At 71.4% G+C, this 19,458-nt stretch carries 17 protein-coding genes; 10 read left to right on the top strand and 7 right to left on the bottom strand.

Translation table 11 applies throughout. From position 1 onward, the window contains the following. Positions 1 to 245 (bottom strand): hypothetical protein (locus tag G6031_RS18515; RefSeq protein WP_206682183.1); only part of this gene is annotated, 245 nt, incomplete at its 3' end. A gap of 332 nt (positions 246 to 577) precedes the next feature. Between G6031_RS18515 and G6031_RS18510 the strand changes: the two genes are divergently transcribed. The 6 genes from G6031_RS18510 (at position 578) to G6031_RS18485 (ending at position 6,934) form a co-directional block, all read left to right on the top strand. After that, positions 578 to 1,504, top strand: coding sequence for a DUF368 domain-containing protein (locus G6031_RS18510; protein ID WP_182645186.1), 927 nt, complete (start codon positions 578 to 580; stop codon positions 1,502 to 1,504). An 85-nt stretch (positions 1,505 to 1,589) separates the two neighbouring features. Next, positions 1,590 to 2,492 carry a M24 family metallopeptidase gene (locus tag G6031_RS18505; protein ID WP_182654080.1) on the top strand — a complete coding sequence of 301 codons (903 nt, stop codon included), beginning with the start codon at positions 1,590 to 1,592 and terminating at the stop codon, positions 2,490 to 2,492. Continuing rightward, positions 2,489 to 4,228, top strand: coding sequence for an SDR family oxidoreductase (locus G6031_RS18500; RefSeq protein WP_241737423.1), 1,740 nt, complete (start codon positions 2,489 to 2,491; stop codon positions 4,226 to 4,228). Before G6031_RS18505 ends, G6031_RS18500 begins: the two co-directional genes overlap by 4 nt. Before the next feature lie 39 nt (positions 4,229 to 4,267). Further along, entirely contained in the window at positions 4,268 to 5,161 is an 894-nt protein-coding gene (locus G6031_RS18495) for a metal-dependent hydrolase (protein ID WP_182654079.1), read from the top strand. Between the two features lies 1 nt (position 5,162). Further along, complete coding sequence (locus G6031_RS18490; protein ID WP_182654078.1) at positions 5,163 to 6,215, top strand: PDR/VanB family oxidoreductase; 1,053 nt, start codon at positions 5,163 to 5,165, stop codon at positions 6,213 to 6,215. A 35-nt stretch (positions 6,216 to 6,250) separates the two neighbouring features. Next, entirely contained in the window at positions 6,251 to 6,934 is a 684-nt protein-coding gene (locus G6031_RS18485; RefSeq protein WP_182654077.1) for a TetR/AcrR family transcriptional regulator, read from the top strand. A gap of 47 nt (positions 6,935 to 6,981) precedes the next feature. On the opposite strand, the gene G6031_RS18480 is transcribed toward G6031_RS18485, so the two are convergent. Genes G6031_RS18480 through G6031_RS18470 form a run of 3 tightly spaced genes read right to left on the bottom strand, consistent with a single transcriptional unit; the run spans position 6,982 to position 9,004 of the window. Further along, positions 6,982 to 7,569: a dihydrofolate reductase family protein gene (locus G6031_RS18480; RefSeq protein WP_182654076.1), complete on the bottom strand. Its 588-nt coding sequence runs from the start codon at positions 7,567 to 7,569 to the stop codon at positions 6,982 to 6,984. Positions 7,570 to 7,626: 57 nt separating this feature from the next. Next, positions 7,627 to 8,610, bottom strand: coding sequence for an SRPBCC family protein (locus G6031_RS18475; protein WP_182654075.1), 984 nt, complete (start codon positions 8,608 to 8,610; stop codon positions 7,627 to 7,629). 46 nt (positions 8,611 to 8,656) lie between these two features. Further along, positions 8,657 to 9,004 (bottom strand): metalloregulator ArsR/SmtB family transcription factor, encoded by a 348-nt coding sequence (locus G6031_RS18470; protein ID WP_182645179.1) that lies wholly within the window; start codon positions 9,002 to 9,004, stop codon positions 8,657 to 8,659. Between the two features lie 92 nt (positions 9,005 to 9,096). On the opposite strand from G6031_RS18470, the gene G6031_RS18465 reads away from it, so the two are divergent. Continuing rightward, positions 9,097 to 12,480 carry a DEAD/DEAH box helicase gene (locus G6031_RS18465; protein ID WP_347238531.1) on the top strand — a complete coding sequence of 1,128 codons (3,384 nt, stop codon included), beginning with the start codon at positions 9,097 to 9,099 and terminating at the stop codon, positions 12,478 to 12,480. A gap of 12 nt (positions 12,481 to 12,492) precedes the next feature. Here G6031_RS18465 and G6031_RS18460 read toward each other — a convergent pair whose 3' ends face one another. Both G6031_RS18460 and G6031_RS18455 read right to left on the bottom strand, forming a co-directional pair. Beyond that, positions 12,493 to 13,284: an ROK family protein gene (locus tag G6031_RS18460; protein ID WP_182654073.1), complete on the bottom strand. Its 792-nt coding sequence runs from the start codon at positions 13,282 to 13,284 to the stop codon at positions 12,493 to 12,495. Between the two features lie 92 nt (positions 13,285 to 13,376). Further along, positions 13,377 to 13,676: a hypothetical protein gene (locus tag G6031_RS18455; protein WP_182654072.1), complete on the bottom strand. Its 300-nt coding sequence runs from the start codon at positions 13,674 to 13,676 to the stop codon at positions 13,377 to 13,379. Positions 13,677 to 13,800: 124 nt separating this feature from the next. Here G6031_RS18455 and G6031_RS18450 point away from each other — a divergent pair, with 124 nt between their 5' ends. After that, positions 13,801 to 14,415, top strand: coding sequence for a malonic semialdehyde reductase (locus G6031_RS18450; RefSeq protein WP_179523517.1), 615 nt, complete (start codon positions 13,801 to 13,803; stop codon positions 14,413 to 14,415). A gap of 67 nt (positions 14,416 to 14,482) precedes the next feature. Here G6031_RS18450 and G6031_RS18445 read toward each other — a convergent pair whose 3' ends face one another. Beyond that, a complete protein-coding gene (locus G6031_RS18445) occupies positions 14,483 to 15,319 on the bottom strand; it encodes a hypothetical protein (protein WP_017838439.1) in 837 nt (278 codons plus the stop codon). Positions 15,320 to 15,550: 231 nt separating this feature from the next. On the opposite strand from G6031_RS18445, the gene clpB reads away from it, so the two are divergent. Together clpB and G6031_RS18435 are read left to right on the top strand one after the other, a co-directional pair. Next, on the top strand, positions 15,551 to 18,103 hold the full coding sequence (gene clpB / locus G6031_RS18440; RefSeq protein ID WP_182654071.1) for an ATP-dependent chaperone ClpB: 2,553 nt from the start codon (positions 15,551 to 15,553) through the stop codon (positions 18,101 to 18,103). 205 nt (positions 18,104 to 18,308) lie between these two features. After that, entirely contained in the window at positions 18,309 to 19,193 is an 885-nt protein-coding gene (locus tag G6031_RS18435; protein ID WP_182640138.1) for a rhodanese-like domain-containing protein, read from the top strand. Positions 19,194 to 19,458 lie beyond the last annotated feature (265 nt).

The raw sequence follows: 19,458 nt of genomic DNA, 5'->3' as shown, positions 1-19,458 counted from the left end.
ACGACGACGAGGGCCAGCCCTCCGATGATCACCGCGGCCGCCGTCCTGCCGCTCGTGCGATCACCCTGCGGATCGCCCTCTGGCGGGGCCGGGGGGTGCTGCCCGTTCGGATGAGGCCCGGACACCGGGGTGTCGGACATCGGGGTGTCGGAAGGGTCCGGCCCCGGGACGGGGGAGGGCAGGGGCTGCGGGGGATCGCCGTAGCGGTAGGTGCCGTCGGGGAGCGGCGGGTAGTGCATCGGCATGACGCGTCCCCTTCCTCGCCGCGGATCCTCGCGCCGGTTCGCCGGCCCGGTCCACGGACTCGGTCCGCTCCCTCGGTCCGGCCGATTCTAGACGGTCGGGAGGTGACGGGTTGGTCACAGTGATGACCCGTGGGCGGGGTGGTGACTGGGCTTCGGGACGGGTCGTCGGGGAAAGTGGAGGGATGTCTGTCGAGTCACCACGGCCTGCGTCCACTCCCGAGCCGGGAGGGACGCCCCCCGGCGCCGCAGCGGAGTCGGTTCATCACGACCCCGTCGCGGACTCGGATCTGGACCCTCGGTCGCCCCTCCCCGCCCGGCCCGGACCACTCGGGATGGTCGGGAACGCGCTCCGCGGCGCGCTGATCGGCATGGCCGAGCTCGTGCCCGGCGTCTCGGGCGGCACGGTCGCACTGGTGACCGGCGTGTATCCGCGGTTGCTGGACTCGGGCGCGCACGTGGTGGACGGGATGCGGTCGGCGATCCTCGGCCCGGACCGCCGGGCGCGCACGTCCGCGGCCTTCCGGCACGTGGACTGGTGGCTGTTGCTCCCGCTCGCGGTGGGCATGCTGGCGATGGTCTTCACCATGGCCGGGGTGCTCAAGGGCTTCGTCGAGGGGAGCCCGGAGATCGCCCGCGGGCTGTTCCTCGGCATGGTCGCCGCGAGCATCGCGGTGCCGCTCGGGATGGCGCGGGCAACCCCGGGTGGACGGAACTGGGCCCTGGGGCTGATCTTCGTCGGCGGCGCCGCCCTGGCGTTCGTGCTGTCCGGGTTGCCGAGCGGGACGATCAGCGACCCGTCCTACCTGTTGGTCTTCGTGGCCGCGGCGGTGGCGATCTGCGCGCTGGTCCTGCCCGGTGTGTCGGGTTCGTACCTGCTGCTCGCGATGGGTCTCTACGCGCCGACCCTCGGAGCCGTGGACGACCGGGACTTCGCCTACCTCGGGGTGTTCGCGCTCGGTGCGCTCGTCGGGATCTCGCTCTTCGTCAAGGTCCTCGATCGCCTGCTGGAGGACTTCCGCAAACCCACCCTCATCGCCATGGCCGGCCTGATGCTCGGCTCCCTGCGGGCCCTGTGGCCCTGGCAGACCGAGGAGGCCGACATCCTGGCACCGGGGTCCGACTGGCCGGTCGTCCTGGCCGCGGTGGCGGTCGGCGTCGTGGTGGTGATGATCGTCCTGGCCGTCGAACGGTTCTTCGCGGCCAAGGCCGCGACCACGGACCCGGATCCGCGGGTCACGGCGCTCGAGGATCGTGACTAGGTAGCACCCCGCGGCCCGCGGGGGCCAGCCGCGCCGCCGCGGCGGCGCCCTTGCTTTATGAGACACGGTGTCTATGATGGACGCCATGTCTCACAGTGATGTGACGGATGCCACGTTCCTCGAGCGATACCGGACCGTGCAGCGACTGTCCTACGAATGCGTCGAAAGCGTGGCGGCGACCCTCGACGAGGGTGTCACCGAACGCGAGGTGGCCGCCCGCCTGCACGACTGGCTCACCGACCGCGGTGTGCGGGAGTGGTTCCACACACCCTTCGCCTGGTTCGGCGACCGGACCGCCTTCCGCGGGTTCGCCACGCCGCTGCACTTCTTCCCGACCCGCCGCCGGTTGGAGCAGCAGATGCCCTACATCCTCGACGTCGCGCCGGTCCTGGACCGCGCCGTGGGGGACATCGGCTACGCCCGCGTCCTCGGCGAGAACCCGATCCACGACGAGCTGATGACCGACCTGGCCGCCTATCGCGACCTCATCCCACGTCTCATCACCGAGGGCGCGACACTGCGCGACGTCTATCTCGAGGTCGACGAGCTGATCCGCCGCCAGGGCTATGACAACCGGCACCGTGTCTACCCCGGACGCGTCATCGCCCACCGGGTCGGCGACATCGAGTCGCGCATCCCCCGCTTCATCGCGTTCGGCTTCGGCAGCCGTGCCGTGCGCACGCTCGTCGGCGACCTCATGGTCGAGCGTGCCCACAACCGCTCGCCCCTGTGGGCGTCCGGGAAGATCTCCGACCACCGACCGGAGCCCGGACTGTGGGCGGTCGAACCGCACATCGGTTTCCGCGAGGTCGGGGTCAAGTTCGAGGAGGCGCTGGTGGTGCGCCCGGACGGGTCGGCCGCGTGGCTCGACGACGAGACCCCGCACGTGCGCAGGTGGAGGCGGCAGGGCCTGGCCTGCGGACTGGGCCAGACCCCCGAGACAGCGACGAACCCGGGTACCACGACGAACTCGGAGTCAGCGGCATGAGCGGGAACCAGACGGAGATGAGGGTGGTGACGACCACCGACGGCCTCTCCCTCGCGGTCGCCGTCACCGGTCCGGCCGACGCCCCGACCCTCGTCTGCATCCACGGCTACCCCGACAACCGCAGCGTCTGGGACGGCATCACCCGCGAACTCTCCGACCGCTACCGGGTCGTCCGCTACGACGTCCGCGGTGCCGGGGACTCCGAGGCCCCCTCCTCCCGAGCTGGTTACTCCAACGACCAGCTCGCCGCCGACCTGGACGCCGTCATCGGGGCGGTCTCGCCGGACCGGCCGGTGCACCTCCTCGGGCACGACTGGGGATCCATCCAGACCTGGCACGCCGTCACCGGGGACGGTGCGGCCTCGCGCGCCGCGAGCTTCACGTCGATCTCGGGTCCGTGTCTCGACCTGGTCGGCCTGTGGATCACCGGAGAGGGTCGTGATCGCATCGCCCCGATGCTCACCCAGTCGCTGTCCTCCACCTACATCGGGTGGTTCCACGTGCCGTGGTTGCCCGAGGCACTGTGGCGCAGCCGGGTGGGCAGCGGACTCGGGCGCCGGATCCTCGCGATCGGCGCCGGGGCCACCGAGGTCCCTCCGGACGACGCCGCGCGCCCGGAGCGCGATCTGGTCAACGGGCTCGAGATGTACCGCGCCAACATGCGCCGTCACCTCGGACGCCCCCGGCGACGCCACACCTCGGTCCCGGTGCAGGTCCTGACCCCGACCCGGGACGTGTTCGTCACGCCGGCGCTGCAGGAGTGCGCGCGACTCGGTGCCGACGACGTCAGTGTCCGGCCCGTCGTCGGCGGCCACTGGGTGGTCCGTGACCGACCCGCGGTGGTCGCGGGCCTGGTCGACGAGCACATCCGGGCCGTCACCGGATCGGACGGACCGGGGGACGCGCGGGACGTCGGTGGCCGGGCCGCCGAGCTCGTCGTCATCACGGGCGCGGGCAGCGGGATCGGCCGCGCGACGGCCGTCGAGTACGGCGCGCGCGGGGCCACCGTGGTCATCGCCGACCGCGACCTCGACGGCGCCGAGCGCACGGCCCGCCAGGTCGGACTCGTCGGCGGCAGGGGGGTGCCGTACCGGCTGGACGTGACCGACGCCGACGCGTGGCGGGAGTTCGCGGACGACCTGAGGGGGCGGTACGGCGTCCCGGACGTCGTGATCAACAACGCGGGGATCGGGATGGGCGGCGGCTTCCTCGAGACCACCCGCCAGGACTGGCAGGCGGTCATCGACGTCAACTTGTGGGGCGTCATCCACGGCTGTCGGGTCTTCGGCGAGATGATGCGCGACCACGGAACCGGCGGCCAGCTCGTCAACCTGTCGTCGGCGGCGGCGTTCCTGCCCTCCCGCATTTTGCCCGCCTACGGCACCACCAAGGCGGCCGTGCTGGCCCTCAGCGAGTCGCTGCGGGGTGACCTGGCGCGCTACGGGATCGGCGTCACCGTGGTCTGTCCCGGCTTCGTCAACACCGGCATCAGCCGATCCACCCACTACGTCGGGATGGACGAGGAGTCCGAGGAGAGGACGCGGCGCGCGGCGTCCGGGCAGTACGCCCGGCGCAACTACGGCCCGGAGAAGGTCGCACGGGCGATCGTCCGCGCCGCCGACAGGAACAGCGCCGTCGTCCCGGTGACCGCCGAGTCCCGGATCGGGATGCGACTGCACGGCCTGGCACCGGGGTTGCTGCGCGCTCTCGCTCGCGCCGACCTCACGCCGGGCTGAGCCGGACCACCCCTACCGCACGGAACCGGAAGGAATCCCATGACGATCAACACCGGCACGGAGCGCGGGCGTCCCGCCCGTGACGAGGAGCAGTTGGTGCTCGTGGCCCGCGAGGTCGAGTTCGACTGGTCGGACCTGCCGTGGCACTGGATACCGGGCGATCCCGTGATCACTCACACCTTCAACGTCATGCATCTGCTGCTGCCCGCCGGCGAGGACTGGTTCGTGCAGGTGCTCCGGGAGGCCCTGCCGATGATCAGGGACGACAGGGTCCGCGAGGACGTCCTGGGGTTCATCGGACAGGAGGCCATGCACTCGCATGCCCACGGCGGCGTGCTCGATCACTTCGCCGCCGCCGGCGTCGACGTCACCGACTACACCCGGCAGGTCGACTGGGCCTTTCGGATCCTGCTCGGAGGCCGCGGCCTCCGCGGGCGCCGCGCCGAGAACTGGGTGGTGGAGCGGGTGGCGCTCATCGCCGCCATCGAGCACTACACGGCCGTCCTCGGTGACTGGGTGCTCGACTCCCCGGCGCTCGACCGGGCGGGGGCCGATCCCACGATGCTCGACCTGCTCCGCTGGCACGGTGCGGAGGAGGTGGAACACCGGGCGGTGTGCTTCGACCTGCTCACCCATCTGGACGACTCTTACATCCGTAGAGTGCGGACCTATCTCCTCGTCACCCCCGCGCTGTTCTGGTTGTGGGTCCGCGGCGTCCGGTTCCTCATGGCCGTCGACCCGGAGGTCGACCGCAGGGCGCGCTGGCGGGACTGGACCTCGGCGGCTCGCCGCGGCCTCCTGCCGGGCCCCGCCGTGCTGGTGCGGGAGATCGTCCCCTATCTGCGTCGGCGGTACCATCCGAGCGCCCAGGGATCGGTCGAACCCGCGATCCGCTACCTGGCCACCTCACCGGCGGCACGGGCAGGGCACTGACATGGCGACCATCCCGGGGGAACTCAAGGGGCACCGGCAGGGCATTCTCGGATACCGACTGCTCGGCGCGATCGCGTCGGTGGCGTTCGTCCCCGGCCTGTCCGAGGGGTGGTCGGTCGACCGGGTCCGACCCGTCGACCGGGTACGCCCGATGCGGGTCGTCGGGAAGCCGCGGCTCGCGGACGACGTGGTCGGGCTGGTTCTCGAGCCCGGGGGCGGGGCGCCGGCGCCGTCCTGGACACCGGGGTCCCACCTCGATGTGACGCTCCCGTCCGGACTTCGCCGCCAGTACTCACTGTGCGGTACCGACCCGGACAGGCTGATGGTGGCGGTCCGACGTATCGGTGAGGCCTCCACGGAGATCCACGAGCGGGTGCACGTGGGGGACGTGCTGCGCACGCAGGGACCGCGGACGGCGTTCCCCTACTGTGGCGAGCGGCGGGTGCTGCTCGTCGCCGGCGGGATCGGCATCACGCCGATCGTCGCCATGGCGCGGGAGAGCGCGGCGCGGGGGGTGGACTGGCACCTCGTCTACGCGGGGCGCTCCCGCGCCTCGATGCCCTTCCTCGACGAGGTGACCGACCTCGCCGGTGACCGGCTCACCCTGCTGATCGACGACGAGCGTGACCGTCGCCCGTCGGCCGGGGAGCTCCTCGCCCGGGCGGACGACGACACGGCCGTCTACTGCTGCGGACCCACCCCGCTCCTCGACCTGGTCCGCACGGCGCGGGGGCCGGTGCGTGCGCCGTTGCACTACGAGCGGTTCGCACCGCCACCGGTGACCGGTGGCAGCCAGTTCGAGCTGACCCTCGCCCACACGGGGCGGACGCTTCAGGTCCCGGCCGACCGGAGCGCGCTGGACGTCGTCCTGGACACCGCTCCCGACACCCCGTACTCCTGTCGGCAGGGGTTCTGCGGCACCTGCCGGGTGCGGGTGTGCGACGGCGCCGTCGAGCGACGAGGGCGCGCGGGCGGACCCGGTCGGCCGGGAGCGCGGGAGATGCTGCTGTGCACGGACCGCGCGGAGGGTGCCGGCCTCACCGTGGACCTGTAGTGGCCGGTCGACCGTGCCCCACTAGGGTGGGGCGCGTGAGTGCGGACAGGGACGACGCGGGGGCGGTGAGGTCCGGCCGGGGTCCCGACGGGTCCCACGGTCAACGTCGACGCCTCCCGCCCCGGGATCGGATGCGCCAGATCACCTCCGCGGCGTCCTCCCTGTTCGCCGCGACCATCTCGGAGAAGGTCACCGTCGCGGACATCGTGAGCCGGGCGGGCGTGTCGCGGGCGCTGTTCTACCGCCACTACTCCTCGGTGGACGAGGTCTTCCAGTCGGTGGTGGACCTCGTCGCCCAGGACTTCGTCGACCGCCTCCGCCTCGAGGCCACCGACGATCAGGACGCCGAACTCGTCCGGGTGCTCCACGACTTCCTCCACACCTGCCAGGAGGTGCGACTGCCCGCGAGGGCCCTGCTGCGGAACTCGCGCCTGCCTGGTACGGACGACTCGGTGGTGTCGATGGTCTTCCTGCAGGCGGAACAGGAGATCTACCGACGGGTCGGTCTGGGGGAACCGACGCGACTGGCGAGACTGACCGTCCGCTCCTGGCTGACGTGCATCGAGGTGCAGACGCTCGCCTGGCTCGACGGTGGCGAGGAGCACGAGACGATCGACGAACTCGCGACACGGCTGACGGCCACCCTCAGGGCTCTCATCCATGTCACCCTGCCGACCGAGGACGAGGGCATGCTCGCACTCGCCCGGATCCTCGGCTGACGCCGCGCCGGATCCTCGGCTGACGCCGCGCCGGACCCCCCGGGGGGTCAGTCGCCCTCCTTCCGGGCGACGTCGAAGACCATCTTCTGGACGCCGTTTCCATAGGCCTCGTGCTCGGTGAGGGTCAGCGGGGTGGAATCCACGTCGGCCGCGCCGAAGAGGCGCCTGCCCGCGCCGAGCAGGAGCGGGAAGACCAGGAGGTGGTACCGGTCGACCAGGCCCGCCTCGGCGAGGGAGTGCCCGAGCGTCGCGCTGCCGTGGACGAGGATCGGGCCGCCCTCGGTCTCCTTGAGCCGCGCCACGTCCTCGACCGAACGCAGGATGGTCGTCGGTCCCCAGTTGTCCACGAGATCGTCGGTGGTCAGGGTGGTCGACGCCACGTACTTCGGCAGGTCGTTGTACCTGGCGAATTCCTCGGTCATCTCCGGCCACACGGGCGAGAACGCCTCGTAGCTCCGGCGACCGAGCAGGAGGGCGGTGGCCTGGTCCTGCTCGCGTCCCTTGATCTCGTACGCGGCCTCGTCGAAGGGGATGTCCCGGTAGGTCCAGCCGGCGTTGCGGTAACCCTCCTCGCCGCCGGGAGCCTCCATGACCCCGTCGAGCGACATGAAGGCGGTGATGATGAGCGTGCGCATGTGAGTCCTCCCGGTGTGCGCTGGCGACGTGCTGCGGATTGGGCGTTCGGTGACATCTCAGGCGGGGGACAGGATCTCCGATTCGAGCCGTCGGTAGCCGGCCTCCATCCCGTCGACCATGCCGGTGCCGAGGATCATGTCGCGGAGCTCGGCGCTGTCGTAGGTGATGACGAGCGTCATCAGGGTCCCGTCCCCGACGGCCGTGAGGGTCTGCTCGTTACGCGTCGGTGTCGCGTCGGCCCCCTCCATCGTCTCGGTGAAGACCTCGCGGTGCGGGGGGTCGGTCTCGATGAGCTCGCCGACGAGCGCGAACGCCTCGCCCTCGACACCCTCGCCGGGGGCCCACTCGAAGCGGGTGGTCTCGCCGGGCGCGGAGGCGACCCGGCAGCCGACCAGGGACCAGCCGTCGGGGCCGTGGAACCACCGGTCCAATAGTGCCGGCTCGTGGTGGGCGTCCCAGACCTGCTGGGGTGTGCCCCGCAGGATCCGGGTGACACGCACGGTCCGATCGTCGAGGAACTGGGACTGCGTGCCGGTGTCGGCGGCGAAGGAGCGCAGATCGGCCAGGACGTCGTCGATCTGGGCCATCGCGGAGCGGGTGCCCTCCTCCATGCCCATGCCGATGAGCCGCTCGAGCTCGTCGAGGCTGTTGAAGTACGTCGTGGTGGTCAGGCGGGCGCCGCTGTCGGTCTCCTCGAAGGAGAACACCGCGCGCATCGTCGGCATCCCGGGGTCGGGACGACCGTTCTCGTCGGTGAAACCGTCCAGGATCTCGAACGAGCCTCCCTCGACCACGGACAGGTACTCCCAGTAGCCGCCGCTGCGGGTGCCGTCCGGTCCGGTCATGTAGTACTCCGACCGGCCACCCGGGTAGATGTCGTGACGGGTGAAGGTCGCCGGCCACTCCGGCGGTCCCCAGAACTTCTCGAGCTGACGCGGGTCCACGTACGCGTCCCAGAGCCGGCGGACCGTCACCGGGAAGTCGGCGACGATGGTCATCGTCAACTCCTCGAGGTCCTTGTCTACGGATGTCACTGGCATGATCGGCCCCTTCTCCTTCGGTGGTGTTCCTGGGTTGCTCTGGTGGTCAGTCGTCGGCGAGCAGGGCGTCGAGCCTGTCGATGCGCCCCCGCCAGAGGCGCTCGAAGCCGTCCAGCAGGGTCTGGGCCCTGCGGATGGCCTCGGGGTTGCCCCGGATCCGGCGTTCGCGTCCGTGGCGGTCGTCGGTCACCAGTCCGGCCTCCTCGAGGACGTTGACGTGCTTGCGGACCGCCGCGAACGACATGTCGTAGTGGTGGGCGAGGTCGGAGATGGAGCACTCGTCGGTGAGCGTGCGACGGACGATGTCCCGGCGCGTGGCGTCGGCCAGCGCCCGGAACAACCGATCGACGTCGTCGTCACTGAGATCCACCTCATGCGTGCGATATGAAACCATTTGGTTTCATATTAGGTCGCGGCGGGGATGTGGTCAACGGTTCCGCGCAACTCGCGCGTCGCACTGTCGTGGGACGCCCCTACCCTGGGTGCGTGCGGTCGAGTGTGAGGGTCCCCGAGTCCGAGATCGAGCGGTTCGTGGGGACCGCGGCGCTGGCCCGTGCGCGGTCGTACGTGAACCCTGACGCCATCGGCGACGTGAGCTACAACCCTGATTCGCGGACGTTGTCGGCACTGGTCATGGGCGGTGGCGGGCGCCGGTACCGGACCGAGGTCGCCTTCGGACGTCCCGATCCGGGCGGCTTCTCGCGGCCCACACTCAGCACGTGCACGTGCCCGGTGGCGATGCGGTGCAAGCACGCCGCAGCGCTCATGCTGTTCGCCGGCGCGGATCCGGACGGCGGAGCACACGGCCGGGTGGACGGCGGGGCGCACGACGGCACGGAACCGGTCCCCGAGTGGCGGCGGCGGGTCGAAGAGATGATGCACGGCACGGCGCAGCAGGCCCGACCGCGGGAGTCCGAGGTCTACGGACTGCAGCTGTCGGTGGTGGCGGACGAGACCGTGGACGACGGCTGGACCGGCGGGTTGCGGCCCGGGTTGGGCAACCGGCTCCGGGCGCGCATCGTGGTCCCGGGCAGGGGCGGGCGGTGGAAGTCGGCGGGGGTGGAATGGGACCGGCTGCGGTACGGGTGGACCGCGGACATGAGCGCCGCCCAGACCAGCTGGTTCCGCGCCGTGGACGCGCTGGCCCGCAGTCGTCGTCAGGCCAGGGTGTGGTTGGACCTGTGCGATGCCGAGGTCCCCGCGCTGTGGCCGCTCATCTCGACCGCGGCCGAGGCCGAGGTGGAGATCGTCCCCGATGACGGCCTGCACGACGTCCGGCCCGGGCCGCGCCGGCGTGTCGGGCTCACCGCCTGGTCACCCGACGGCCGGCAGGTGGTGGTCACCGCCGCGGCGGAGGTACAACCCGACGCCGACGGCGCCCGGGAGATGCCCGACGACGACGAGGAACCCGACCGCCCCCTGCCCGGCGCCCTCGTGGGGGAGCGCGGGGACCTGGTCGCGGTGGTCCGCGACAGGGTGCTGGAGCTCTGCCCGGTCGGGCGGCTCGACCACGGGGTGGCCCGCGATCTGCGGCGGTGGCGGGAGCTGACCATCCCGGATGAGTCCGTCGCCGAGTTCTGCGGAGAGTTCCTCCCCGGTCTCGTCGACGCGTTCCCGGTGGTCGACCGGGCCGGCCGCCTGGAGCTGCCCGAATCGGACCGCGTCGAGTTCGACCTCGTGATCCGCCGCTACGCCGGGCCCGACTCCGCGGACGGGCCGGACCTCGTCGCGGAGTGGTCCCGGCTCGACGTGCTGCGGATGAGCGACGGCACCGAGACGACGCGCCGTCGTCCGCTGACGTCCGGGGACCTCGGTGCCGCCGGACCGATCCTGGCCGACCGCGAGTCGCTCGAGCTCGCGGTGAGAGTCGATGAGGCCGGGTGGGGATGGGTCGTCACGCCCGGGCCCTGGCGGGCCACCGGGCACGACGCGGCGGTGCTGCTGGCGGACGGGGTGCCCGCGTTACGCACTCTCGACGGCGTCCGGGTGACCGTGCGCGACGGGGTCCCGGAGATCCGCCGGGCCGCGGAGGGGCCGCGGATCAGTGTGGCGGCCGAGGACGACCGGTCCGGCATCGACTGGCTGGGACTGTCGGTGGGCGTGACCGTCGAGGGGCGGCCGGTGCCGTTCGCCACGGTGTTCCGGGCGGTGGTGAGCGGGCAGTCGGAATTCGTCACCGATGACGGCGTGCTGGTCCCGGTGGACCTCGAGCGCTTCGGCGAGCTGCGCACCCTCCTCGAGGAGGCGCTCGCCGCCTCGGCCGCCCGGTCCGGCGAGACCGGAGAGGCGGGTGACATCCGGATCGGGCTCGGCCAGGCGGGACTGTGGGCGGACCTGGCCGAGCTGGCCGACGATCTCGCACCACCGACCGGCCGGGCGCAGGCGCTGCTCGAGCTGGCCTCGGACACGCCCGAACCGGTCCCCGTCCCCGCCGCGTTGGAGGCCGAGCTGCGGCCGTACCAGCAGCAGGGTCTGGACTGGCTGGCCATGCTGTGGCGCCACCGGATCGGCGGGATCCTGGCCGACGACATGGGCCTCGGTAAGACGGTCCAGGCGCTGGCCCTGATCGCGCACGCGCACGAGACTCGCGCGGAGGGCCCCGCCACCGGCGCCGAGACGGTCGCCGACTCGCCGGGGCCGTTCCTCGTGGTGGCGCCCTCGTCGGTCGTGCCCAACTGGGAGGCCGAGGCCCGGAGGTTCGTGCCCTCGCTGCGCGTGGCCCGACGCTCGGCCACGGAGAGCAAGTCGCCCACCACCGTGGCCGAGGACGCGGCCGCCCACGACATCGTGGTCACCTCCGCGACCGTCCTGCGCCTGAACGCGGAGGCGTACGCGGGGATCGGGTGGGCCGGGGTGATCCTGGACGAGGCCCAGCAGGCCAAGAACCCTGCGTCCAAGCTGTTCGCCGCACTGGCCGGTCTGCGCGCGGACTTCCTGCTCGCGGTCACCGGCACCCCCATGGAGAACAACCTCACCGAGCTGTGGGCGATCGCGGCCCTGTCCTGTCGGGGGGTGCTGCCCGACGCCAAGGAGTTCCGTGTGCTGTTCCGGAACCCCATCGAGAAGGACGGCGACGCCGAGGCGCTGCGTCGTCTCCGCCGCCGACTGCGGCCGTTCCTGCTGCGGCGCCGCAAGGAGTTGGTGGCCGGCGAACTGCCGCCGCGCACCGATGCGGTGATGGAGGTGGAGCTCTCGGCCGCGCACCGCCGGGTCTACGAGCGCGAACTGGCCCGTCAGCGGGCGTCGCTGCTGGCACTGCTCGACGACTTCGACTCCAACCGCATCAGCATCCTCGCCGGCCTCACCGTGCTGCGCCGACTGTGCCTGGACCCCTCACTGGTGGACCCCGACCACGCATCGATCCCCTCCGCCAAGACCGATGAGCTCATCGCGTCGCTGCGCGAGGTCGTGGCCGAGGGGCACCGGGCGCTGGTGTTCAGCCAGTTCACCAGCTACCTCGACACGGTGGTCGACCGGCTGCACGCCGAGGGCATCACGGTCGCTCACCTAGACGGCAGGACCACCGACCGGGCGGGAGCCGTCGGGGAGTTCACCGAGGGTGGCGCGCAGGTGTTCTGCCTGAGTCTCAAGGCCGGGGGAGTGGGCCTCAACCTGGTGGGCGCCGACTACGTCTTCCTCCTGGACCCGTGGTGGAACCCGGCCACCGAGGCGCAGGCCGTGGACCGTGCGCACCGGATCGGTCAGACCCGCCCGGTGCTGGTCTACCGGATGGTCGCCCGCGACACCATCGAGGAGCGGGTCGTCGAGCTCCAGCGACGCAAGGCCGAGCTCTTCGCCTCCGTGCTGGACAGCGGGGAGCACTTCTCGGCGGCGCTCACGGCCGACGACCTGCGGGGGTTGATCGAGTAGCGGCGCGGGTGATCACCGCACCGCCGGCATCGCCAATCCCGCCGCCACCGCGGCCCCGAACAGCGCGGTGTCCCGCGACGGTGAGAACACGACCCGCGGCGTCGGGATGGTGTGCGGCAGCGTGTGCAGCTGCTCGGCGACCGGCCCGTGCAGTGCCTCGCCCAGGCCCACCACGATCCCGCCGGTGAGCAGGACCGTGCGGGGTCGGAACAGCTGGACGGCGTCCACCACGAAGGACCCCAGTCGGTGGGCGAAGATCTCGGCGGCGCCGTCGCCGTGCTCCCGCTCGAGGTCGTAGAGCCCGTGCCCGCCCAGGCCCCACCACGCCTCGGTGGTGCCGCCGTCCACGACCAGACGCCAGTGCCCGAGGTCCCACCCGGTGTGCCCGCACGGGTGGATGAGCGCGCCGTGGCGGTTGAGCGCGCCGAACGACAGAGTGGTGCCCAGCGAGATGGCGATGCCGCCGAACTCGACATCCGGCAGCTGGGTCAGGGCCAGGGCGTGGGCATCGCCGTGACCGATCACGGACACCGGGGCGTCCAGGAGGGCGACCAACTGGGAGCGCATCGGCCCTTCGGCCCAGGCGGCGGCGCGGGAGGCCTCGATGACCCCACGGTCGGCGTCGACGTGCCCGCTGACCGACACGCCGACGCCGCTGGGGAGGGGATCGACGGCCCGGATCACCGCGGCCAGATCCTCGGCGGTGGCCACCTCGGCCCCGTGGACTCCCACCACGCGGCCGTCGACCACGGCACCGATCCGCGTCCCGCTGCCGCCGATGTCGACGACGACGCCGTTCCTCATCAGATCGCCTCCCGTTCCACACGTACCATTGTCACCAATAGTTCGTAGCGGGCGGGCCATTGGGTGTGGTGGGGTGCTACCCGGTATCGGTGCTACCCCGTATCGATGTTGCGGATCGGGTCGCTCGCCTGGCCCACGGTTCCGCAGTAGAGCTTGGCCGCCTCCTGGTTCAGCGTCACCTCCATGCCGGCGGGATCGGACTGCCCCTTCTCGTCGAGGAAGGTGGTGATCACCTCGCGCTGGTCCTCGGGCGGCATCTCCATGTAGTCGCCGCAGGTGGTGTCACCGCCCTGGTTGGGGTCCATCGCGTTGCAACCGGTCAGGGCCGCCAGCACGAGGGCGGCGGTGGCGAGCGGGACGGCCAGCGTCGCGGATCGGGTGCGGGTGGGCATGGGGACCTCCGGGGGGATGACGACGACGAGGTGAGCGGTCGATGAGGTGAGCGTAGGCGCGCGGGGTGACGGACATCACCATTCGACCGGGATTCGGCGGAGCGCATCGGGAGTTCTAGTAGATATGACAACATCTTTCGAGGTCCCGACCGCCCTGACCCTGGACTCCGCTGCGCAGGACCTGCTCTTCCGGGAGGCCCGTTCCGCCAACGCGTTCACCGACGAGCCCGTCACCGACGAGCAGCTCCGCGCGATCTATGACCTGGTCAAGTGGGCTCCGACGTCGATGAACAACCAGCCGCTGAGGATCGTCGTGGTGCGGTCCGAGGAGGCCAAGGCCCGACTGTTGCCGCACCTGGCCGAGGGCAACCGGGCCAAGACCGCCGCCGCGCCGGCCGTCGCGCTGCTCGCCGCCGATGTGGACTTCCACGACGAACTACCCCGGCTCTTCCCCCACTTCCCCGGCGCCCGCGACCTGTTCGCTGACGAGGCCGCGCGGGCCGGTGTGGCCGAGCTCAACGCGAGCCTGCAGGTCGGCTACACGATCCTGGGCATCCGCGCAGCGGGTCTCGCCGCCGGCCCGATGACCGGGTTCGACGCCGAGGGGATCGCCGCGGAGTTCTTCCCCGACGGGCGCCACCGCGTCCTCGTGGCGATCAACATCGGCACGCCGGCGGAGAACGCCTGGTTCGACCGGCTGCCGCGACTCGACTACGACGAGGTCGTCACGACCCTCTGAGGGGGGTCGTCACCCGCAACCCGCGCGTCATAGGCACAGCCCGCGCGTCACAGGCACAGCCCGCGCGTCACAGGCAGCCGACGAGTCGTAGCGCGAACTGGTCGCCGTAGCCCAGGATCGTCGGAGGGTGCGGGCCCGGCCGTTCCGCCATGACCTCGGGCCCGTGCGCCACGGCGTGGTCGACGCCCACGGCGTGCATGAGTTCGTGAAGCGTCAGGCTGCGGGTCCAGGCATCCCCGGGGACGGGGCTGATCTGATCCGGCCGCAGGGTCACCGAGCCCTGGAGGACCAACCCTCGCGGCCACACCGTGACGCCGCCCAGCCCCGCGATCTCGGGGTCGGTGTGGAACATGGGGTGGTCGCCGTACGTCACGGAGATGGCGCCGTCGCCTTCGCGCTCTCCCTCGGCACCGGGCCCCGCATACCTGAGGGGGAGGCCGCTGGCGAAGGCGAGGGTCTCGACCGCCCACGCGAGGTCGGGCTCGCTGCCCGGGGGCGCGTCGTAGGAGCGCACGGGGATCTCGTGTTCGCACGGCCAATGGGCGAGGTACCCGTCCTCGGTGGCCTCGACGGCGTAGTCGACCCCCGCGATCAGCCCGGCAGGGGGCTGGATGTCGGCGGCGCGGCGCGGTGACCACTCGCCCCGGAGCGGGACGGCAGTCCCCGGGACCGTGGAGTTGGCGGCATCGGCGTGGGCCGGCCTGAACAGGCCGCCGTCCCCGCCTGACACGCGAGCGGCGCCCTCGCCGAAGGAGGCGACGGTGCCGCGGTGCTCTTCGGGGACCATCGCCAGGAGGGCCGGCGAGGATCCGACGACCGCCAGCGCCAGGACGAGCGGTACGACGATCGCCAGCAGGTAGGCGGAGAAGCTGACGGCGGGATGAACGGATCGCTGTCTGTTCACGGCGCGGGGTGGGGTGAGGGGGTCAACGGGGGCCTGTCCTGGGTCGATGCGAGGGAGGGGCCTCGCGGTACCGCTAAGAATCTACTCACGTGGTGGCGGCGTTCACACCGGATTCCCTGACTTGAGCGGAATAGACTCAACTGTTCGGCAGTTGTACGGACTGTCCGGTCCTGATGTGGGCCGGTATTGACCCGAGTACGCTCAAGAACACGTCGAAGAAAGGACCGGTCGATGAGCCAGTTCAACCCCACGACCAAGACCCAGGCGGCTCTGTCGGCCGCCGTCCAATCCGCCTCGGCGGCAGGGAACCCGGATGTGCGTCCGGGTCACCTCCTCGTCGCGCTGCTCGAACAGCAGGACGGGATCGCCACGCCCCTGCTCCAGGCCTGTGGGGTGGACCCGCAACTGGCGCTCACGCAGGCCAAGGCCCTCACCGCGAGTTACCCCAGCGCGTCGGGCTCGGGGCTGGCCGCCCCCAACTTCAACCGCGACGCCCTCGCCGTCATCAGTTTCTCCCAGACCCTCGCGTCCGAGATGGGCGACGACTACGTCTCCACCGAGCATGTCCTGGTCGGCATCGCCGCGGGGCACACCGGGGGCGACGCCGCCAAGCTCCTCAACGAGCTCGGGGCCACCGAGGACGCGCTCAAGCAGGCGTTCGCCGCGGTCCGCGGAAACACGCGCGTGACCAGCGAGAACCCCGAGGACCAGTACCAGGCGCTCGAGAAGTACTCCACGGACCTCACGGCCCGGGCTCGTGAGGGCAAGATCGACCCGGTCATCGGGCGCGACTCGGAGATCCGGCGCGTGGTGCAGGTGCTGAGCCGCCGCACCAAGAACAACCCGGTGCTCATCGGCGAGCCCGGCGTGGGCAAGACCGCCATCGTCGAGGGGCTGGCCCGGCGGATCGTGGACGGCGACGTCCCCGAGTCGCTCCGGGGCAAGACCCTGCTCTCGCTCGACCTGGGTTCGATGGTCGCGGGTGCCAAGTACCGCGGTGAGTTCGAGGAGCGCCTCAAGGCAGTGCTCGACGAGATCACGGCGTCCGAGGGGCAGATCATCACCTTCATCGACGAGGTCCACACCATCGTCGGCGCCGGCGCGACCGGCGAGGGGTCGATGGATGCCGGCAACATGATCAAGCCGATGCTCGCCCGCGGTGAGCTGCGCCTGGTCGGTGCCACCACGCTCGACGAGTACCGCAAGTACATCGAGAAGGACGCCGCCCTCGAGCGACGCTTCCAGCAGGTCTACGTGGGGGAGCCGAGCGTCGAGGACACGGTCGGCATCCTGCGCGGGCTCAAGGAGCGGTACGAGGTGCACCACGGCGTGCGCATCACCGACTCCGCGCTCGTCTCCGCGGCCGCGCTCTCGGATCGCTACATCACCCAGCGGTTCCTCCCCGACAAGGCGATCGACCTCGTCGACGAGGCCGCGAGCCGGCTCAAGATGGAGATCGACTCCCGGCCGGAGGAGATCGACGCCGCCGAGCGGATCGTGCGCCGTCTCGAGATCGAGGAGGTGGCGCTGCAGAAGGAGACGGACGCCGCGTCCAAGGACCGCCTCGTCGCGCTCCAGTCCGAGCTCGCCGATTCCAAGGAGAAGCTCGCCGAGCTGACCGCCCGGTGGCAGAACGAGAAGACCGCCATCCAGGGCGTGCAGAAGGTCAAGGAGGAGCTCGACGCGCTGCGCACCGAGTCCGAGAAGGCCGAGCGCGACGGCGACTACGCACGGGTCGCCGAGATCCGTTACGGACGGCTGCCCGAGCTGGAGAAGCAGCTCGCCCAGGCGGAGGAGAACGACGCCGCCACCAACGCGATGCTCAAGGAGGAGGTCGGCCCGGAGGACGTCGCCGAGGTCGTCTCCGCCTGGACCGGGATCCCCGTGGGCAAGATGCTCCAGGGCGAGACCGAGAAGCTCCTGCGCATGGAGGACGAGATCGCGCGTCGTGTCGTCGGCCAGAGCGAGGCGGTCCGGGCCGTGTCCGACGCGGTGCGACGGTCGCGCGCCGGGGTGGCCGACCCCGACCGGCCCACCGGCTCCTTCCTCTTCCTCGGCCCCACGGGTGTCGGCAAGACGGAGTTGGCCAAGGCGCTCGCCGAGTTCCTGTTCGACGACGAGCGGGCCATGGTCCGGATCGACATGAGCGAGTACTCGGAGAAGCACAGCGTCTCGCGGCTGGTGGGAGCCCCTCCGGGGTACGTCGGCTACGAGGCCGGCGGGCAGCTCACCGAGGCCGTGCGGCGGCGTCCGTACACGATCGTCCTGCTCGACGAGGTCGAGAAGGCGCACCCGGACGTCTTCGACATCCTGCTGCAGGTGCTCGACGACGGCCGTCTCACCGACGGCCAGGGGCGCACGGTCGACTTCCGTAACACGATCCTCGTGCTCACCTCCAACCTGGGGGCGGGTGGCTCGCGGGAGCAGACGATGGACGCGGTCAAGCGCGCCTTCAAGCCGGAGTTCATCAACCGGCTCGACGACGTGGTGATGTTCGACTCGCTCAGCGAGGAGCAGCTCGAGTCGATCGTCGACATCCAGATCGACGAGCTCGCGCGGCGGCTCAAGGGTCGGCGACTGACCCTCGAGGTCGACGACGCGGCCAAGGGGTGGCTGGCGCGGCGCGGGTACGACCCGGCCTACGGCGCCCGCCCGCTGCGCCGGCTGGTGCAGCAGGCGATCGGCGACAAGCTGGCCCGGGCCCTGCTCGGCGGCGACATCCGCGACGGCGACACCGTGCGGGTCTCGCTCGCGGAAGACGGCGAGTCGCTCACGCTGAGCTGACGCCCGTCGCCTGAGCCGGCGGCCACGAACTGGTGGCCATGAGTTGGCGGGCAGGAGATGCGATCGGGACCGCTCCCGACGCGAATCCTGTCCGCCAACTCGACTCCGCGTGACCGCCCCCGCCCTCGCCCCCGCGCCCGCGGAGTGACGGATCAGTCCCCGATGAGGGGATCCGCCTCGTCGTCATCGCGACTACCATGGACCCGTGACCAGAGCCACCGCACCCGCATCCGACACCCAGGTCAGTCCCCTCCTCGTCACGGCGCGCGAGTTGATCAGCGACGTGGCGAGCCTTCCCACCCCCGTGATCCTCGACGTGCGCTGGCGGCTCGGCGACGCCCGCGGGCGCGAGCACTACTACTCGGGCCACATCCCCGGTGCGCAGTACGTCGATCTGCCCACCGAGCTCGCGGGCCAGCGCAACGTCCGCGAGGGCCGCCACCCGCTGCCCTCGCCCGATGATCTCGAGGACGCCCTGCGCCGTGCCGGCGTGCACAACGACAGTCGCGTGGTGATCTACGACGACTCCGGTAACACCTCCGCGGCGCGCGCCTGGTGGCTGATGCGCTGGGCCGGCAAGGAGGATGTCTACCTCCTCGACGGCGGTCTCAAGGCGTGGATCGCCGAGGGCGAGGACCTGGCGGTGGGGCCGGGCAACCCGGTCGAGCGCGGCGACTTCACCTTCAGGCTCGATCACATGCGCACGGCTGACATCGACGAGACGCAGGCCAGCCCCGAGGAGGGCGTCCTGATCGACGTCCGCGCGGCCGAGCGCTATGCCGGCCACACCGAGCCGATGGATTCGCGGGCCGGCCACATCCCGGGCGCCGTCAATCTGCCCACCTCGTCGTTCCTCGACGAGAGCGGTCGGTTCCTTCCCGCCGAGCGCATCCGTCAGATGTTCGCCGACGTGGGCGTGACCAGCGGGAAGGACACCGTGGTCTACTGCGGTTCCGGCATCCACGCCTGCCATGCGCTCGCGGCGATGGAGGTGGCCGGGATCGAGGCGGGGAGGTTGTTCCCGGGGTCGTGGTCGCAGTGGTCGGCGGATCGTCGGCGGCCGATCGCCCTGGGGGAGGACCCCCGCTAGCCCCGGGCCTCCGCAGCCTCCCGGGCGCGTCCAGGTCACGCAGCGCCGCGGTGCCTGGCGGGTAACCCCACCAGCGCTGACTACCCTCTGTGGACATGGTCGTGTTCTGGTTCCTCCTGGCCCTCGTGCTGCTCGCCGCGGCGCTCATCCTCCTGCGTCTGGACACCAGACAACGCGGGGGCGCCGCGTCGCGCGGGACCCCGCCGGCGGTCGGCTCCGGGTCGGCGGGGGAGGGGGCCCTGTCCCACGACGACGAGGCCCCGCC

This window comes from Dietzia sp. CQ4 (genome assembly GCF_014145125.1).
Classification (GTDB): domain Bacteria; phylum Actinomycetota; class Actinomycetes; order Mycobacteriales; family Mycobacteriaceae; genus Dietzia; species Dietzia natronolimnaea.
The sequence above is the reverse complement of the archived record's forward strand: the minus strand, read 5'-3'. Positions and strand labels throughout refer to the sequence as shown.